General features: G+C 53.2%; 15 protein-coding genes. 9 read left to right on the forward strand and 6 right to left on the reverse strand.

Annotated features, from left to right (window positions below):
• Positions 1-3 precede the first annotated feature (3 nt).
• The 6 genes from gyrA to dnaA form a co-directional block, all read right to left on the reverse strand.
• On the reverse strand, positions 4-2,670 hold the full coding sequence (gene gyrA / locus BM477_RS00920) for a DNA gyrase subunit A (RefSeq protein WP_075360795.1): 2,667 nt from the start codon (positions 2,668-2,670) through the stop codon (positions 4-6).
• A 25-nt stretch (positions 2,671-2,695) separates the two neighbouring features.
• A complete protein-coding gene (gyrB, locus tag BM477_RS00925) occupies positions 2,696-4,711 on the reverse strand; it encodes a DNA topoisomerase (ATP-hydrolyzing) subunit B (protein ID WP_075360796.1) in 2,016 nt (671 codons plus the stop codon).
• 145 nt (positions 4,712-4,856) lie between these two features.
• A complete protein-coding gene (locus tag BM477_RS08455; RefSeq protein ID WP_222842261.1) occupies positions 4,857-5,423 on the reverse strand; it encodes a DciA family protein in 567 nt (188 codons plus the stop codon).
• Positions 5,395-6,627 (reverse strand): DNA replication/repair protein RecF, encoded by a 1,233-nt coding sequence (recF, locus tag BM477_RS00935; RefSeq protein ID WP_075360797.1) that lies wholly within the window; start codon positions 6,625-6,627, stop codon positions 5,395-5,397. Before recF ends, BM477_RS08455 begins: the two co-directional genes overlap by 29 nt.
• 13 nt (positions 6,628-6,640) lie before the next feature.
• Positions 6,641-7,777 carry a DNA polymerase III subunit beta gene (gene dnaN / locus BM477_RS00940; protein WP_075360917.1) on the reverse strand — a complete coding sequence of 379 codons (1,137 nt, stop codon included), beginning with the start codon at positions 7,775-7,777 and terminating at the stop codon, positions 6,641-6,643.
• Positions 7,778-8,124: 347 nt separating this feature from the next.
• Entirely contained in the window at positions 8,125-9,654 is a 1,530-nt protein-coding gene (gene dnaA / locus BM477_RS00945; RefSeq protein ID WP_075360798.1) for a chromosomal replication initiator protein DnaA, read from the reverse strand.
• 414 nt (positions 9,655-10,068) lie between these two features.
• Between dnaA and rpmH the strand changes: the two genes are divergently transcribed.
• The 9 genes from rpmH to BM477_RS00990 all read left to right on the forward strand — a co-directional run bounded on the left by rpmH (position 10,069) and on the right by BM477_RS00990 (position 16,388).
• A complete protein-coding gene (gene rpmH / locus BM477_RS00950; RefSeq protein ID WP_075360799.1) occupies positions 10,069-10,203 on the forward strand; it encodes a 50S ribosomal protein L34 in 135 nt (44 codons plus the stop codon).
• A 1-nt stretch (position 10,204) separates the two neighbouring features.
• Positions 10,205-10,594: a ribonuclease P protein component gene (gene rnpA / locus BM477_RS00955; RefSeq protein WP_075360800.1), complete on the forward strand. Its 390-nt coding sequence runs from the start codon at positions 10,205-10,207 to the stop codon at positions 10,592-10,594.
• The gene (yidD, locus tag BM477_RS00960) at positions 10,587-10,901 is read left to right on the forward strand and encodes a membrane protein insertion efficiency factor YidD (RefSeq protein ID WP_075360801.1); all 315 of its coding nucleotides are present in this window, start codon (positions 10,587-10,589) and stop codon (positions 10,899-10,901) included. Before rnpA ends, yidD begins: the two co-directional genes overlap by 8 nt.
• A gap of 64 nt (positions 10,902-10,965) precedes the next feature.
• Positions 10,966-12,321, forward strand: a complete 1,356-nt coding sequence (gene yidC, locus BM477_RS00965; RefSeq protein ID WP_084543611.1) for a membrane protein insertase YidC — start codon at positions 10,966-10,968, stop codon at positions 12,319-12,321.
• Positions 12,322-12,364: 43 nt separating this feature from the next.
• Positions 12,365-12,928, forward strand: coding sequence for a Jag family protein (locus BM477_RS00970; RefSeq protein ID WP_075360802.1), 564 nt, complete (start codon positions 12,365-12,367; stop codon positions 12,926-12,928).
• Between the two features lie 33 nt (positions 12,929-12,961).
• Entirely contained in the window at positions 12,962-13,558 is a 597-nt protein-coding gene (rsmG, locus tag BM477_RS00975; RefSeq protein ID WP_075360919.1) for a 16S rRNA (guanine(527)-N(7))-methyltransferase RsmG, read from the forward strand.
• A 102-nt stretch (positions 13,559-13,660) separates the two neighbouring features.
• Positions 13,661-14,539: a ParA family protein gene (locus tag BM477_RS00980; RefSeq protein ID WP_075360803.1), complete on the forward strand. Its 879-nt coding sequence runs from the start codon at positions 13,661-13,663 to the stop codon at positions 14,537-14,539.
• The gene (locus BM477_RS00985; RefSeq protein WP_075360804.1) at positions 14,539-16,050 is read left to right on the forward strand and encodes a ParB/RepB/Spo0J family partition protein; all 1,512 of its coding nucleotides are present in this window, start codon (positions 14,539-14,541) and stop codon (positions 16,048-16,050) included. The genes BM477_RS00980 and BM477_RS00985 overlap by 1 nt, the downstream gene beginning before the upstream one ends.
• A 41-nt stretch (positions 16,051-16,091) precedes the next feature.
• A complete protein-coding gene (locus BM477_RS00990; protein ID WP_342741772.1) occupies positions 16,092-16,388 on the forward strand; it encodes a GlsB/YeaQ/YmgE family stress response membrane protein in 297 nt (98 codons plus the stop codon).
• Positions 16,389-16,481: the final 93 nt, after the last annotated feature.

Here is a 16,481-nt window from a genome sequence, read left to right on the forward strand (position 1 = left end):
GAACTACTCCTTCTCAGCGGCATCACTGCCGGACTCATCAACTGAAGAGACTACTTCAGCTTCACCTGCGACCGATTCAACAGCGGCAGCCCCCTCGGCCTCCCCCTCGGACTGCTCATCCGAAGTAGACTCCAAGTCACGCTCCACGTTTCTAGTCACAGCTATAACTTTATCGTCATTATCTAGGCGAACGAAAGTAACACCCTGAGTGGAACGACCAGTACGGCTCACATCCGTGACCGCAGCCCGGACAATCTTGCCGCCAGCCATAATGGACAGCACCTCATCATCCTCGTCCACCACCAAGGCGCCAACCAGATCACCACGATCTTCAACAATCTTAGCTACCTTAATACCAAAACCGCCACGACCCTGCGTACGGTACTGGGAAAGCTCAGTACGCTTCGCGAAACCGCCCTCAGTGACAGTGAACAAGTCAGCGTCATCACGGGCCACCACCATGGCCAGCAAACTGTCATCATCCTTGAACTTCATGCCACGCACACCAGAGGTGGAACGACCCATCGGACGCAAAGCATCATCATTAGCTTCGAAACGCAAAGACTGACCGCCCCGCGAAACCAACAACAACTGGGAATCAGAATCCGCTAAAACAGCGGAAACCAACTCGTCGGGATTACCGTGCTCATCCTCACGCAAGTTCACGGCAATCAAGCCGGCTGAACGCGGGGAATCATAGTCAGCCAAACGGGTCTTCTTCACCAAACCGGACTTCGTCGCCAACACCAGGTAATCTGCCTGATCATAAGACTTCAAAGCCATCACCTGAGCGATAGTTTCCTCCGGCTGGAAAGCCAACACGTTAGCCACATGCTGACCCTTCGCGTCACGACCACCCTCCGGCAACTCATAGGCCTTCACGCGGTACACGCGGCCCAAGTTCGTGAAGAACAGCAGCCAGTGGTGCGTCGTCGTGGAGAAGAAATGCTCCACCACGTCATCATCACGCAAAGAAGCGCCCCGCACACCCTTACCGCCACGCTTTTGCGCCCGATAGTTATCGGTACGGGTCCGCTTCACATAGCCACCACGGGTAATAGTGATGACCACATCCTCTTCCGGAATCAGGTCTTCCTCATTCATTTCACCATCGAAAGGCAAAATCGTGGTGCGACGCTCATCCCCGTACTTGTTGACAATGGTGGCCAGCTCAGTGGAAACAATCTCCCGCTGACGCTGCGGCTTCGCCAAAATATCCTTGTAGTCGGCGACGCGAGCCTCCAGATCCTCATACTCATCCACAATCTTCTGGCGTTCCAAAGCTGCCAAACGACGCAGCTGCATGGCCAAAATCGCTTCCGCCTGAACCTCATCAATGTCCAGCAGGCTCATCAAGCCTTGACGGGCATCCTCAGTGGTTTGGGAACGACGAATCAACGCAATGACTTCATCCAGATTATCGAGGGCGCGCAAGTAGCCAATCAGAATGTGTAGGCGCTCCTCCGCCTTCGTCAGACGGAACTGTGTCCGCCGAGAAATCACATCTAACTGATGCTCCACCCAGTGACGGACAAAACCATCCAAGCTCAAAGTACGCGGCACACCATCAACCAAGGCCAGCATATTCGCGGGGAAAGAATCCTGCAGCTGGGTGCGCTTGTAAAGGTTGTTCAAAACTACCTTCGCGACCGCGTCACGCTTGAGCACAATCACCAGACGCTGACCGGAACGATCCGAAGACTCATCCCGAATATCGGCGATGCCCTGAATCTGACCGTCCTTCACCAGCTGCGCAATCTTCGCAGCCAAGTTATCGGGGTTAACCTGGTAAGGCAGCTCAGTGACCACCAGGCATTGCCGATGATTGATTTCTTCAACATTCACCACCGCCCGCTGCACAATGGAGCCGCGACCAGTACGGTACGCCTGCTCAATGCCGCGGCGGCCCAAAATAGTGGCGCCGGTGGGGAAATCCGGTCCCTTAATCAAAGTCAGCAGAGCTTCCAGCAGCTCAGTTTTGGAGGCTTCCGGATGCTCCAGGAACCACTGCACACCCTCGGCCACTTCCCGCAGGTTATGCGGCGGAATGCGGGTAGCCATACCCACGGCAATACCCTCAGAACCATTCACCAGCAGGTTCGGGAAACGGGCCGGCAAGACGGCGGGTTCTTGCGTGTGACCATCGTAGTTATCAACGAAATCGACGGTCTTTTCGTCAATATCGCGAACCATCTCCATAGCCAACGGAGCCATCTTACATTCGGTGTAACGCGGAGCCGCGGGACCCAGGTTACCCGGGGAACCGAAGTTACCCTGCCCGGCCACCAGCGGGTAGCGCATCGACCATGGCTGCACGAGGCGAGCCAAAGCATCATAGATCGCGCCGTCACCGTGCGGATGGTAATGACCCATCACGTCGCCGACCACACGCGCACACTTAGCGAAAGAAGCAGTGGGTCGGTAGCCGCCATCGTACATGGCGTAAAGGACACGGCGGTGCACCGGCTTCAACCCGTCACGCACCTCAGGTAACGCACGGCCCACAATCACCGACATGGCATAATCCAGATAGGATTTTTGCATTTCGGATTCCAAAGGAACCACGTCAATGCGGCCATGATTATAGGCTTCTAGTTCTTCTTCAACCTCTTCTACCTCAACGGTGGACTCAGGGTCCTGCGGGTTCAAGTCGTCAATCTTATCGCTCATTGTTTTTCCTTAAATCCCTTACCCGTTAAATGTCCAAGAAGCGGACGTCCTGGGCGTTACGCTGAATGAAGCTACGACGAGCCTCCACATCTTCACCCATCAAAACAGAGAACATTTCGTCAGCCGCAGCGGCCTCGCCCAACTCCACACGCTTGAGCACGCGCACCGCCGGATCCATCGTGGTTTCCCACAGCTCATGGGAGTCCATTTCACCTAGACCCTTGTAGCGCTGCACGCCGCCGCCTTCCTTCTGAAGACGATGCCCGGCCGCCAAGCCGGCTTCCAGTCGCAGGTCACGCTCCTTGTCGGAGAACACGAACTCATGCGGGGCGTTCGTCCACTTGAGACGGTACAGGGGCGGCTGCGCCAAATACACGTGGCCTCTTTCGACGAGGGGGCGCATGTAACGAAACAGCAGGGTCAGCAGCAAAGTATTAATGTGCTGACCATCCACATCAGCATCCGCCATGATTACGATCTTGTGGTAGCGCAGCTTATTAATGTCGAACTCTTCACCAATGCCGGTACCGAAAGCAGTAATCAGAGACTGAATCGTGTCAGAGGAGAGCGCGCGATCAAGGCGGGCTTTCTCCACGTTCAAAATCTTGCCGCGGATCGGCAAAATCGCCTGATGCTTCGGGTCACGACCGCCCACGGCGGAACCGCCGGCGGAATCACCCTCGACAATGAAAATCTCGCACTCTTCAGGATTATTCGAGTTACAATCCTTCAACTTGCCCGGCATTGAAGCCGATTCCAAAGCGGTCTTGCGCCGGGTAGCTTCGCGAGCCTTCCGGGCCGCCATGCGGGCTGCCGCAGCCTGCTGGGCTTTACCGATAATCGCTTTCGCGTCCGCCGGATGAGAATCGAACCAGTCACCCAGCTGTGCGTACATTTGCTGATGCACGAAAGTACGGGCCTCAGTGTTACCCAGCTTAGTCTTCGTCTGGCCTTCGAACTGCGGCTCAGAGAGCTTCACCGAAATGACCGCGGTCAAACCTTCACGGATATCATCACCAGTCAGGTTTGGATCCTTATCTTTCAAAATATTGCGTTCCCGGCCGTACTTGTTGACCAAAGTGGTGAGCGCGGTACGGAAACCTTCCTCATGGGTGCCACCCTCAATGGTGTTAATGGTGTTCGCGTAAGTGTGAACCGACTCTGAGTAGGCGGAAGTCCACTGCATGGCGACTTCCACGCTGATGGCCCGCTCACCGGCGTCTTCAGCTTCGAAATCGATAATGTCATGCAGGGTTTCAACCTTCTTCGCCGAGTTCAAATACTTGACGTAATCACGCAGGCCATCCTCGTAAAGGAAAGTTACTTCCCGGTGCGCGGGAGCCGACTCGGACTCTTCCTCGGCGCCAACAATCTCATCGCCCTCCCAAGAGTGGTTCTCCCGCTCATCGGTCAAGCTGATGCGCAGCCCCTTATTCAAGAAAGCCATCTGCTGGAAACGAGAACGCAAAGTCTCAAAGTTAAAATCTACGGTCTCAAAGATTTCATCATCAGGATAGAAAGTCTGAGTGGTACCAGTTTCGGTGGTTTCTTCACCCTTTTCGAGGACGCCCACCGGCTTGCCGCCATCAGCGAAGGATTGACGCCACACATGACCTTGACGTTTCACCACAGTATCCACGCGCTTCGAGAGGGCGTTCACCACGGAAATACCCACGCCGTGCAGACCGCCAGAAACCGCGTAACCGCCGCCGCCGAACTTACCGCCGGCATGCAAAATCGTCATGACAACCTCAACCGTTGGCTTTCCTTCGGTGGGGTGCAAATCAACTGGGATGCCACGGCCGTTATCAGAAACCCTGACGCCGCCATCTTTTTGCAAGACAACTTCAATATGATCGCAGTACCCGGCCAGTGCCTCATCTACAGCGTTGTCGACAACTTCGTAAACTAGGTGATGGAGGCCTCGCTCACCAGTTGAACCAATATACATACCGGGCCGCTTACGAACCGCTTCCAATCCTTCGAGGACTGTAATATCAGCGGCATCATAACCGTGCTCTTCCACGTTATTTTCCGTCACGGACGGTTCTCCTTCATTGCTCGGCCTCAGCCGACCAGCCAAACATGTTGGCAAACTCTTAGGCTAAGACTTCAAATTCCTAGTTCATTCTACCCTAAAAGCGTCTAAGAGCACTAAAAATGGCGCTATGAGCTTAGCTACCCCTTTATCCGTAGGTGTCCCTAGGTCCGCGCCCCGGAACCGAGAGAGCGCCCATTTTCCACGATGGGACGATGGGGCCGAGGATTTTGATGTCATCAATCACCTGAGAACCTATCTTCCCCTGAATTTTTTGCAACATCAGGTAGCTGAGCTTACGTAGTTGCGTGGCCCAGGCAGTGGAACTAGCCCGCACAACAACAGTTTCTTTATCGACTTTCTCCACCTGACAATGCGCTGCAATATCGCTACCCACAATGTCATCCCATTGTGTTCTCAACTTTGCTAAAGCCAATTCTCGAACGAAAGGTCCAAGCACTGAATTCATAACTTGTGAGGCTCGGGCAGGATCATAAGGTGATGGTCCAAAGCCTGTTGGAGTTACGGGAAAACCAGGCCCGTAGCTGGTTAAACCAGCATCACGCTGAACCTTTCTGCGCCCCGATTTTTTGGTAGCCAGAAGCGCTTTCAAAGGGACAGGGAATTGTTTATTCCGCAGGGCAACCTCCCTAGCTTGATCCAGCATCCGGGCCGGCAAAACCTCGTCAGCTTCCAGATTCGGTTCCATCTTCATTCACCCCCTCAGCTTCAGCTTTGGAACCCAATTCTACGCCTTCCCCAATCTGGGTGCCTTCCTCATCATCTCGCCGGACGCGAAGCTGCGTGGCGTGCAATGACTCAGGGAGATCCTCTGGGACTGCGGCAGTAATCAAGACCTGCTCTGCACCGGAAACCAGCCGACCCAACGCCTCCCGCCGACCAGCATCCAGTTCGGCAAAAACATCATCGAGAATCAAAATGGGACGTTGGGACGCATCCTCGTCCTGACCGCCCAAAACCGCGAACATGCCTAGGCGCAAAGCCAACGCCACCGACCAGGATTCACCGTGGGAAGCATACCCGCGCACCGGCAAATGATCAAGACCGATCTCCAGGTCATCGCGATGGGCACCAACTAGGTTGACGCCGCGGGAAATCTCATCTTTACGTTTGAGTTCCATCGCCTGCAGGAGCCGGTTTGTGAGTTCTTCACGACTCTCTTCGCTGTCGGTCGGTGGAGGAATGATGGAGTCAATCGCTGCCACATACTGCAGTTCTAGTTGCCGGGCCCCCTCGGACACATGCTCGTGCGCAGCCTGGGCGGGCCCACGTAACTGCTCCACCAGGTTAGCGCGGGCAATAATTACCTGCGCGGCCACTTCCGCCAGCTTTTGATTCCACACTTCGAGGGTGGATTGTGCGTACTCATCCGCGCCGTATTTGAGCTGCTTCAATAAGGCTCCGCGCTGGCGCACAATCTTATCGTGTTCAGATTTGAGCGCCCCATAACTGGGATTTAGCTGGGTTAAACCCTCATCCAAGAAACGACGGCGCACCCCCGGCTCAGACCTCACGAGGGACAGATCTTCTGGGGAAAAAGTGACGGTTCGAACCTGACCGGGCAGCTCCTTAGGAGCCACCGCCGCGCGATTGACGCGAGCTCGGTTCGCTTTGCCGGAAATGATTTCGATCTCTAGGATTCTTTCCCGCCCGCCGCGCACCAATTTCGCCCGAATCACTGCCCCGCCCGGATGCGGCGGATTCGCGGTCGCGCGAACCAGTGCAGTATCGGCACCGACTCGGTGAGAAGAAAGCGTGGACAGGTAGGCAATCGCCTCCACAAAATTCGTTTTCCCCTGACCATTAGGTCCGGTAAAAACCGTAACTCCAGGCGCTAACTCAACAACGACGTGACGGTAGGATCGAAAATCATCAAGCGCCACATGCGTGACGTACAAAAGAATCTATCCTTTATGCACCGTAGCGGATCGGCATCAGCAGGTAACGGAAATCCAAATCTTCTTCCCCGTCAACCGTTTCCTGACCGGTCAAAACTGCGGGCTTGGAAGGATGAGTGAAAGACATGCGGACGTATTCAGTGGTCAGCACTGACAGGCCTTCAGTGAGATAGGTCGGGTTAAAAGCGGTCTGAATATTTTCACCCACAATGGTTGCCGGTAGCGCATCGGCGCCTTGCACATCATCACCCTGGCTGGCCTGCAAGGACAAAGTACCATCAGAGAACTGCAAACGAACCGGAGTGTTCCGCTCTGCTGCCAACTTCATACGACGGGTTGCTTCCAGGAGCTCTTGGCGATTAACTACCGCGTAAATCGGAGTGGATTCGGGGAAAAGACGACGAACTGGCGGATAGTCTCCATCCATCTGGTTAGAAGTGGTGCTGCGATCTCCAGCGGTAAAACCAATAATCCGGGCTGCCCCCGGCACGGTCGCATCCGAAAGCGCAAGCGAAACTTCACCAGTGCTGGTCATAGTCTTAGCAACATCGGAAAGTACCTTTGCCCGTACCAGAGCATTAGCTTTCATTTTCATGTCCTGGGGATGCCACAAAATTTCCCGCATCGCTAGGCGGTAGCGGTCAGTAGCCATCAAAGTCATCTTCGGGCCATCAATATCGACCTGAATTGCGGTCAACAGCGGCAGTGTTTCATCACGGGATGCGGCGATGGAAACCTGGTTCACTGCGGTAGCTAGTTTATCTGCGTCAATATGACCAGAAAGCACCGGGAACTGCGGCAACTTCGGGTATTCATCGACCGGCATCGTAGCCAAAGTGAAGCGGGTAGCTCCACAGGTCAACAAAACTTTGGAGTCTTCCAGCTTCATGGTGACATTCTGATGAGGAAGCACTTTCACGATTTCTGAAAGAAGACGACCAGAAACCAAAATATCTCCGGGCTGATTCACTTCTGCGGGAACTTCAGACTTAGTGGAGTTCTCATAGTCAAAAGCGGAGATCGTTAAAGTCTCTTCGCTGGCTTGGAGGTGAACCCCGGAGAGAATCGGAATTGATGGTCGCGGCGGCACCACTCGTGCAGCCCAGCTAACTGCCTCAGCAATTACGTCACGTTGAACGGTAAATTCCACGGTCATCCCTTTCTCATTAGTACTGCCACTACTTTACGCGATAGAAGCGTACTGCGTCAGGTGATTTGTTTTTGTCACCTTGAATCTAATTGTTATTCACATTTTGATTTTTTCAAATTAATTAAAACATCATCATAGGCTCTGTGAATTCTGTGGAAAACGCCTTTTTCTGTTGTCATCATCGGTTTTTAGCAGTGGATAGTTTTGTGAACCAATTGGGGACGTACTAGCACTTTGAAAAATCAGTGCACCGCAGCCCAGTAAATATCAACAGAGCAGGCAAAGTTATACACAGTGAATTACCAGAATTTTTGGTTAATTCACAACGCCTGTGAATTAACCGTATTTTAGTAGCGGCGGCGGGCCTTTTGTTTGATTCGGTTAGTTAGTTCTGAAACCTGGTTAAAGACCTGACGTTTTTGGGTCATGGAATTGCGGATTTTTTTATTGGCGTGCATGACAGTGGTATGGTCACGGCCCCCGAACTCCTTACCAATCGCTGGCAAAGACAAATCGGTTAGTTCACGACAAAGGTACATGGCAATCTGTCTAGCATCCACCAGCATTCGGGAGCGGTCCGCGCTACATAGCGCTTCCACAGTGGTTCCAAAATAGTCGGCGGTTTCCAGCATGATTAAAGACGGCGTGATTTCTTCATCATCAGGGTCTGTGATGATGTCTTTGAGAACCATCTCTGTCATATGCAAATCAATTTCTTGATTCGACAGGTTGGCGCTGGCGGTGACACGAATCAGTGCGCCTTCGAGTTCACGAATATTCGTGGAAATCCGCGAAGCAATGTATTCCAAAACTTCGGGCGGCGCTTCAGTTTTGTCTAGGCGCGCTTTCTTCTGCAAAATTGCGATACGGGTTTCTAGGTCAGGTGGTTGTACGTCAGTGAGCAAACCCATTTCGAAGCGCGAACGCATACGGTCTTCAAAACCTTGCAATTTTTTTGGCGGCACATCTGAGGTGATGACGACTTGTTTATTAGCAGTGTGGAGAGCATTAAAGGTATGGAAGAATTCTTCCATGGTCTGCTCTTTATCTTGAATGAACTGAATATCGTCGATCAACAAGATGTCGATTTCACGGTAGCGGCGCTGGAATTGTTCCGCGCGGTCTTCCCGAATGGAGTTAATAAAGTCATTAGTGAAGGCTTCACTGGATACGTATTTAACCTTTAATTCTGGGTAGAGCGAAAGCGCGTAGTGACCGATGGCGTGCATAAGGTGGGTCTTGCCCAGACCTGAACCGCCGTAGATAAACAGCGGGTTGTATGCGCGGGCCGGAGTTTCAGCTACGGCACGGGCTGCCGCGGAGGTGAAACGGTTAGAAGCGCCGGTCACGAAGCTATCAAAAGTGTATTGTGGGTTTAGGTGGGCTTCCACCAGAATTGTGGGATCAATTTCCGGGTTGGAAACGACTAGGCGTGGGCCGCTGGGGATTTGGGATTCCTGTTCCGCCTTGTTAACGTACTGGTCTTCAGCGGTGAAGGGGTAGTCGGCTGCGGTAAAGACGTCCGTATTTTCCGCCGAGGACGAGGGTGGTGCGGATTTTTCTTGGTCGTTGCGTAGCTCATGAAGATTAGTAACTGGGGCAGGCGACCTATCTTCCTCGTCGGCTGGAGGCTGTTCCACACTGACTGCTAGGCGTACGTCATGTGCCAAATATTTGGCTAAGGCAGCGGTCAGTTCCTGATTGAGCTGATTTTCAATCGCTTTTTTCGCAATTTCGTGTGGGGTAGCCAGCAAAATAGTGCCGGAAATATTAGCGAGAGGACGGGTAGCTTTAATCACAGCGCGGACGAAATCGTTCTCGATCTCTACTTCTCGCAACGCGCGATTCCAAGCATCTTGGAGAGAATACTCAGCCATCTCTACCCTTTACTACTAATTTTATGAATCATCTGGTGATGTCACTCACTAACGATACCCCGTTGTCACGGTGACAAACTCTCTCTAGTGTAGGTGTCAACATAGTTTTACACAGCCGATGTGGATAATCAATCGACGTTATCCACAGAGTTATTGACACCCTGTGGGTAAATTAGGCTTGAAATTACAGCATTTTGGGGAGTTACTGCCAAATTCTTCACATTAGAAATCACATTCATGTGATTTAACTGCTTTTCCACAGTTGTGTAAAAAATCGGGTGGGGACACGGGGAAAAGCCCAGTTTGACGGTTAAAGATTTAGGTTCTATTGTTGGTAGTCGCCTGTGTTTATGCAGGTACTATTTGTTGCCAGCAGTCAAGGGACTCTTGTCTGCGTATTCAGAGGAGTAGACCGTGAAGCGGACTTTTCAGCCGAATAACCGACGCCGCGCCAAAACGCACGGCTTCCGCAAGCGCATGAGCACCCGCGCTGGTCGCGCCATTTTGGCCGCCCGTCGCCGTAAGGGTCGCGCAGAGCTTTCAGCCTGACGTGCTGTCGCGTAAGAACCGAATGGTTCGCGCGGACGATTTCAAGACGACTTTTCGTCGCGGATCGCGCGCAGTGACGCCACGTATTATTGTGCACGCACAAGCCGACAAGTCCCTCGCAGAGAGTGTACTTGTCGGCTTCGTCGTACCTAAAAAGCAGATTGCGAAAGCCACTGGGCGTAACCTAGTGAAGCGCCGGTTACGTGCCAGCATAGGTGAACAGTTACCAAATATTCCAGGTGGTACTCGAATCGTAGTACAGGCTAAGGCCGCTGCCCGTGAAGCCAGCTATGAGACTTTAGCTGGAGATCTGGAAAAGTCTCTGCCGAAGGCAATTGCCCGGGCCCAGGAAATGGCCGCAAAAAGAGAAGGCGAGGTAGTCAATGCATAAGCTACTTCAGCCGCGCACCTGGGCACTAGCACCGATTCGTTTTTATCAGCGCTTCATTTCTCCGGGTCTTCCTCGACGTTGTAAATACCATCCCACCTGCTCAGCCTACGCGGTGGAAGCAATCACCACGCATGGTGCAATCAAAGGTATCTTGTTGGGGACATGGCGGATTCTTCGCTGCAATCCCTACTCAAGTGGCGGCCTTGATTACGTACCGCCGCAAGGTCGTTGGAAAGCTGACCCTGCTCCCACCTATGAGGAGTTAGTGGCTTTGCATGATCAGCAAATGAAACACAGTGGTGCATAGCCCGCAATACTCGCGTAATCTTGATGTCAGACTGTGAAAAAATAATCGCTCGAATGGAGCCCGTATGTTGGATTTGTTAGTGAACTTGGAGTACACGCCAAGCACTTCGGCAATTACTCAGTACAGCTGGTATGACAAGCTGCTTTGGCCCTTCAAGTGGGTGATCGCTTGGGTAATGGTGATTATTCACCGTGGCCTAGAGTTCATCGGCGTTCCTTCGGGACCCGGCATTGGCTGGATTCTGACGATTATTTTGCTGACCATTGTGGTTCGTGCATCCATTTTCCCGCTGTTCACTAAGCAGATCCGGTCCCAGCGTGCCATGCAGATGCTGCAGCCGGAAATGAAGAAGATCCAGGCCCGGTATAAGGGCAAGAATGACACGGTTTCACGCCAGAATATGCAGGCTGAAACCATGGCTTTGTACAAGAAGCATGGAACTTCACCTTTCGCTTCCTGTCTGCCGCTGTTGGTGCAGATTCCGTTGATTGGTGCGCTCTTCCGCGTCTTGGCTGCGACTGCCGGTTTGGAAACCGGTGACTACCCCTTCCCGAATATTGGTGGTTTGGATAAGGCACAGTCGGTCGACATTAACCGAACCCAGTTGTTCGGCGCCTACATGGTGGAGACCTTCACTACCGCGCAGGACCTGCATTCTCAGATCATCATCGTGGTCATGATTATCATCATGGGTGGCACCCAGTTCTGGATGATGCGTCAGCTCACCATGAAGAATATGCCGGCTTCCGCTTTGGAAGGCCCGCAGGCGCAGATGCAAAAGACCATGATGTACATGATGCCGCTGATGATTGTGGTCACCGGCTTCTTCTTCCAGGTTGGTTTGTTGATTTACATGTTGACCTCCAATATTTTTACCGTGGGACAGCAGGTTTGGGCGATTAACGCCATGCCCACCCCCGGCTCTGAGGCCTACCGTAAGTGGCACGCCAAGCAGCAGGCCAAGTACGACAAGTACCGTGGGCAGCTGATGGAAGAGTATGAGGCTAAAGAAAATGCCGCGGTAATGACTGATCCTGAGGCTGCGAAAGAGGTCCGTTTGGAGCGTGACCGTTTGCTGCGGGAAAAGCGTATCAAGTTGGGTTTGGAAGAAAAGCGTAAGGTCGAGGATGAAGCCGCTGAAGAAGCCGAATCGATCCGCATTCAGCCGACTCGTAAGACCCGCGCCCAGCGCAAAGCTGCACAGAGCAAGGGTGGTCAGCAGGCGAATTCTGAGCATGACGCGGATCAGGACGCGGATCAGGACGAGGATGGTCTGACGGCTGAAGAGATTGAGCGTCGCCGAGCTGAGCGCCGCGCTGCGCAGCGTGCCCGTAAGGCGCAGCTGCGTAAGGCAAAGCAGCAGGAGCGTCAGCGTCGCATCCGGGAACAGGGTAAACGTCCCGGAGACATGTCAAACTAGACTTAGATAGGTAAGCACTTCGGTGCTTAGGGAAAGGAAAAATATGGCTAAGGAAGATGCTGAGCTGATTCAGCAGCTTGAAGACGAAGGCGATATTGCAGCTGACTACTTGGAAGAGCTGCTAGATATTGTGGGCCTAGGTGGAGAGTTTGAGATTGACGTGGAGCGTGATCGCGCCACGGTTGAGATCATTGATGAGGAAGAAGACCGCGAATTGCGTCGCCTCGTGGGTCGTGACGGTGAAGTTCTGGATGCTTTGCAGGAGCTTACCCGTCTGGCCGTGCACGCTAAAACCGGTAACCGCTCCCGTTTGATGCTAGATATTGCGGGTCACCGTAAGTCTCAGCGTCTGCGTTTGGCTGCGATTGCCGAGGAAGGTGTGACTCGCGTGCAGGCCACCGGTGAGCCGGTGAAGCTCAGCCCGATGAACCCCTTCGAGCGTAAGGTGTGCCATGATGTGGCTGCTGCTGCCGGTCTGGTCTCTGACTCTGAAGGTCGGGAGCCGAACCGTTATGTGGTGATCCACCCGGAGCGTCTAGAGGACGTTGCTGAGCAGGCTGAGGAAACCTTGGCTGCTGAGGATTTTTCTGAAGCTGCTGAAGAGTAAATCTTGAGTGAGGTTGAGCAGCCCACTGAGGCGATGGCGGAGTTGTTCGATCTGCATTTTGGGCAGATCGAACATTTCGCCGGCATGCTTGCCGACGAGGGTGAGTTGCGGGGCCTGATTGGTCCGCGGGAGTTGCCACGTTTGTGGAGTCGCCACTTGGTGAATTCCGCTGCGGTGGTACCTTTCTTGCCGTCCACTGGGACGGTGGCTGATGTGGGTTCGGGTGCAGGTTTCCCTGGTATTGTGGTGGCTTGTTTGTGTCCTGATCTTGAGATTCATTTGATTGAACCGATGGAACGTCGGGTGAGTTGGCTATCTGAGGTCAGTGAAGAGCTGGGTTTGGATAACGTGGTGATTCATCATCGGCGGGCTGAGGAGTTGCATCAGCGGGAGGCTTTCGATGCGGTGACCGCCCGGGCGGTGGCAGCAATGGATAAGTTGGCTCGTTTCACTGCTCCGTTGATTCGTCGAGGGGGCACCCTCGTCGCCCTTAAGGGAGCTAATGTGGATGCGGAACTGGAGAAGTCCAAGTACGTATTGAAGCGGCTGCATCTGGTTGAGGTTGAGGTCAATGAGGTCTCCTTGCCGGATTCTGAGTCAACCATGGTGGTGACTGCGCGTAAAGCGTAGCGGTCACAATCTGCTGACCGGTCAGTTAGACTGGAATTCTTGGGCCCCTCATGGGGCTGAGGTGGGTGCTTTGGGCACCCCGATACGACTGAGGTGAATGGAATGTCGGAGGAAACTCCTTTAGCGTCTGCTCTGGTGCGTAATGCCCAGGAGCTGCATGAGCTGGATCAGGTTATCTATCCGCGTCCCCCTCAGCCGGTGGTGTTGACTTTCGCTAATCAAAAAGGTGGCGTCGGTAAGACGACCTCTGCGGTGAATGTGGCGGCTGCTTTAGCTTCGGCCGGTTTGAATGTTGTCCTGTTGGATATTGATCCGCAGGGTAATGCTTCTACTGCTTTGGGTGCGGTTCACCGTGAGGGCACTCCGTCGATGTATGAGGTGCTATTAGAGGGTGCCCACCTGGCGACTGTTCTCCAGCAGTGCCCTGATATTGAGCACCTATGGGTTTGCCCGGCAACTTTGGATCTCTCCGGCGCTGAGGTTGAACTGGTTGACGTTAATAATCGAGAATATCTGTTACAGCGGGCAATAACACGGTTCATTGCAGATAATGATTGGGTCGATTACATCGTCATTGACTGCCCTCCTTCGCTGGGTTTACTGACTTTGAATGCTTTTGTGGCGGGTCCGAATGTAGTGATTCCCATCCAGGCGGAATACTATGCTCTGGAAGGCCTGTCTTCTCTGCTTCGGGCAATCTCACGGATTCAGGCTGGTTTGAACCAGCAGTTGCAGGTCGCCGCAATTATGATCACCATGTTCGATTCGCGCACGAAACTCTCTTCTGAGGTAATGGCCGAGGTTGGGGAGCATTTCCCGAATCAACTGTTACGGACGCCGATTCCTCGCTCGGTGCGTTTGGCTGAAGCGCCCAGCTACTCCCAATCTGTGATTACTTATGATCCGCGTTCTACCGGTGCGCTTGCGTATCGTAGAGTAGCATTGGAATTAGCGCAACGATTCGCAGGTGGTGAAGGGTAATGAGTCAGAAAAAACGAGGAGGATTGGGTAGAGGCCTGTCAGCTCTAATTCCTGAATCTCAACGCGAGGAAGTTCCCACCAGTGCTGGCTCTCCCCTAGATGTATTCTTCTCCGGCAATGTTTCACGTGAAATATTGAGCGGTCAGGACGAAATCACTGATAGTGTCACAAAGAATGCTGCCCAGCTTTCCCAAACCAAGGACGCTGCCCGATCGCTACTTTCAGCTCCCGCCAAGTCTCAGAAGCGGAGAACCAAGAAGAAGGCTACTGCTCCCAAGCCGGCTAAGGCCGGCACAAAGACTCCGCGTCCACAGGCCCATGATGAGCCTGTTAAGTCCGATAACCAGGCGGCAGCGGAGACAATTGTTTCACGTGAAACAATTGCCGAAAAAGCGGGTGAGAAAGGACAATACGGGCCCGTGTTGTACGGTATTTTGCCCGACTCAGAGGAAAGTGGGGAGATCGCATCGTCACAGTCTGCTCAAGGGTTACCAGACACTGAGACAGAAGCTGAAGCAGTTGAGCTAGCTCCGGTTCCTGGTGCCACCTTTGGTGAAATTCCCATCTGGGCGATTGTTGCTAATCGAGCGCAACCACGTACCGAGTTTTCTCAGCATGAGCTTAGTGAACTGGTGGATTCAATCTCCGAAGTCGGCGTATTACAGCCAATCGTGGTCCGTCCGTTGCCTGAGGCGGAACAGCAAGAGCTCTTTGACTCACGTTTGGCACAGGCTCGTAAGCGCGAGCTCTTTGCCTATCACAATGCTGATTCCTTAGTGAAAGAGATGGATGAGGCCGCCAGAGAGAACGGCGACCTCGAAAAACTCCTCTCGGTAGCCGATGTGAAGCGGATTGGCCCCCCTCGCTATGAGCTCATCATGGGTGAGCGGCGTCTGCGCGCGGCTCGACTGGCCGGCGTCAGCGCCATTCCAGCTATTGTCCGACGAACCGAAGATCAGGATGTGCTTCGCGATGCCTTGCTGGAAAACCTGCATCGCGTACAGCTCAACCCTATCGAAGAGGCAGCAGCTTATCAGCAGCTTATGGATGACTTCTCTTGCACACAAGAAGTTCTTGCTAAGAAAGTGGCCCGTTCACGCCCGCAGATTGCCAATATGCTACGCCTGCTGCGTCTGCCCGGGTCGATTCAGAATAAGGTGGCAGCGGGCACTCTGAGCACAGGACATGCCCGTGCAATCTTGGGACTGTCGCGCACGGATGACCAAATCCATCTGGCAGAGCGGGTGATTAAGGAACAGCTTTCTGTCCGTGCGACTGAAAAAATTGCCGCACAGGGTAATCCTTTGGCCTCCCCGCACGCGAAGGCCACCCGGCCGCGTTCAGTGGAGCATCTACCTGAACAGATTGAAGCTTTTGCTACTAAGTTCGGGGATGCCTTGGATACAAGGGTCAATGTGCAAATGGGCAAGAAGAAATGCAAGATCGTCATCGAGGCAGCTGACTACGCTGACTTGGAACGGCTCATTCAAATACTAGAGGCTCAGAACTGAGTTTCAGCAATTGTTTCACGTGAAACAATGTGGATTCTACAGTGAAAGCTGCAGAATCAGACGAAGGAAAGGTATCCATTATGGAAATCGTAGGTATGGTAATTTTTGGCGGCGTGATTGGAGCGCTGGCAAGGTTCTTTATGAAGGGTGACCAGAATATCGGCACCCTCTGGACTATTATTCTCGGCGTGGTCGGTGTAGCCCTGGGCAACTTTGTGCTGTCCCTATTCAGCTACCCGCTGGACACCCCCGGAATTGACTGGATGCGTTGGATTGTCTGCACAGTCTGCGCAGTGATTGCTATCTCCGTTTACCTAGGGATCAAGAACCGCAAGTAGATAATCGGTTCTGAACTTGAAGGTGGGCACGCTCAAAGCGTGCCCACCTTCATTGTTTGGAATAGCTTGTGAGATGCGCGAGACTGGTTACGA

It is taken from the genome of Boudabousia marimammalium (assembly GCF_001936115.1).
Taxonomy (GTDB): domain Bacteria; phylum Actinomycetota; class Actinomycetes; order Actinomycetales; family Actinomycetaceae; genus Boudabousia; species Boudabousia marimammalium.

Excerpts from the sequence above, each read along its gene's own strand:
- gyrA (WP_075360795.1), bottom strand. The coding sequence starts at position 2,670 with ATGAGCGATAAGATTGACGACTTGAACCCGCAGGACCCTGAGTCCACC.
- BM477_RS08455 (WP_222842261.1), bottom strand. The coding sequence starts at position 5,423 with ATGAAGATGGAACCGAATCTGGAAGCTGACGAGGTTTTGCCGGCCCGG.
- dnaA (WP_075360798.1), bottom strand. The coding sequence starts at position 9,654 with ATGGCTGAGTATTCTCTCCAAGATGCTTGGAATCGCGCGTTGCGAGAA.
- yidD (WP_075360801.1), top strand. The coding sequence starts at position 10,587 with ATGCATAAGCTACTTCAGCCGCGCACCTGGGCACTAGCACCGATTCGT.
- yidC (WP_084543611.1), top strand. The coding sequence starts at position 10,966 with ATGTTGGATTTGTTAGTGAACTTGGAGTACACGCCAAGCACTTCGGCA.
- BM477_RS00970 (WP_075360802.1), top strand. The coding sequence starts at position 12,365 with ATGGCTAAGGAAGATGCTGAGCTGATTCAGCAGCTTGAAGACGAAGGC.
- rsmG (WP_075360919.1), top strand. The coding sequence starts at position 12,962 with ATGGCGGAGTTGTTCGATCTGCATTTTGGGCAGATCGAACATTTCGCC.
- BM477_RS00980 (WP_075360803.1), top strand. The coding sequence starts at position 13,661 with ATGTCGGAGGAAACTCCTTTAGCGTCTGCTCTGGTGCGTAATGCCCAG.
- BM477_RS00985 (WP_075360804.1), top strand. The coding sequence starts at position 14,539 with ATGAGTCAGAAAAAACGAGGAGGATTGGGTAGAGGCCTGTCAGCTCTA.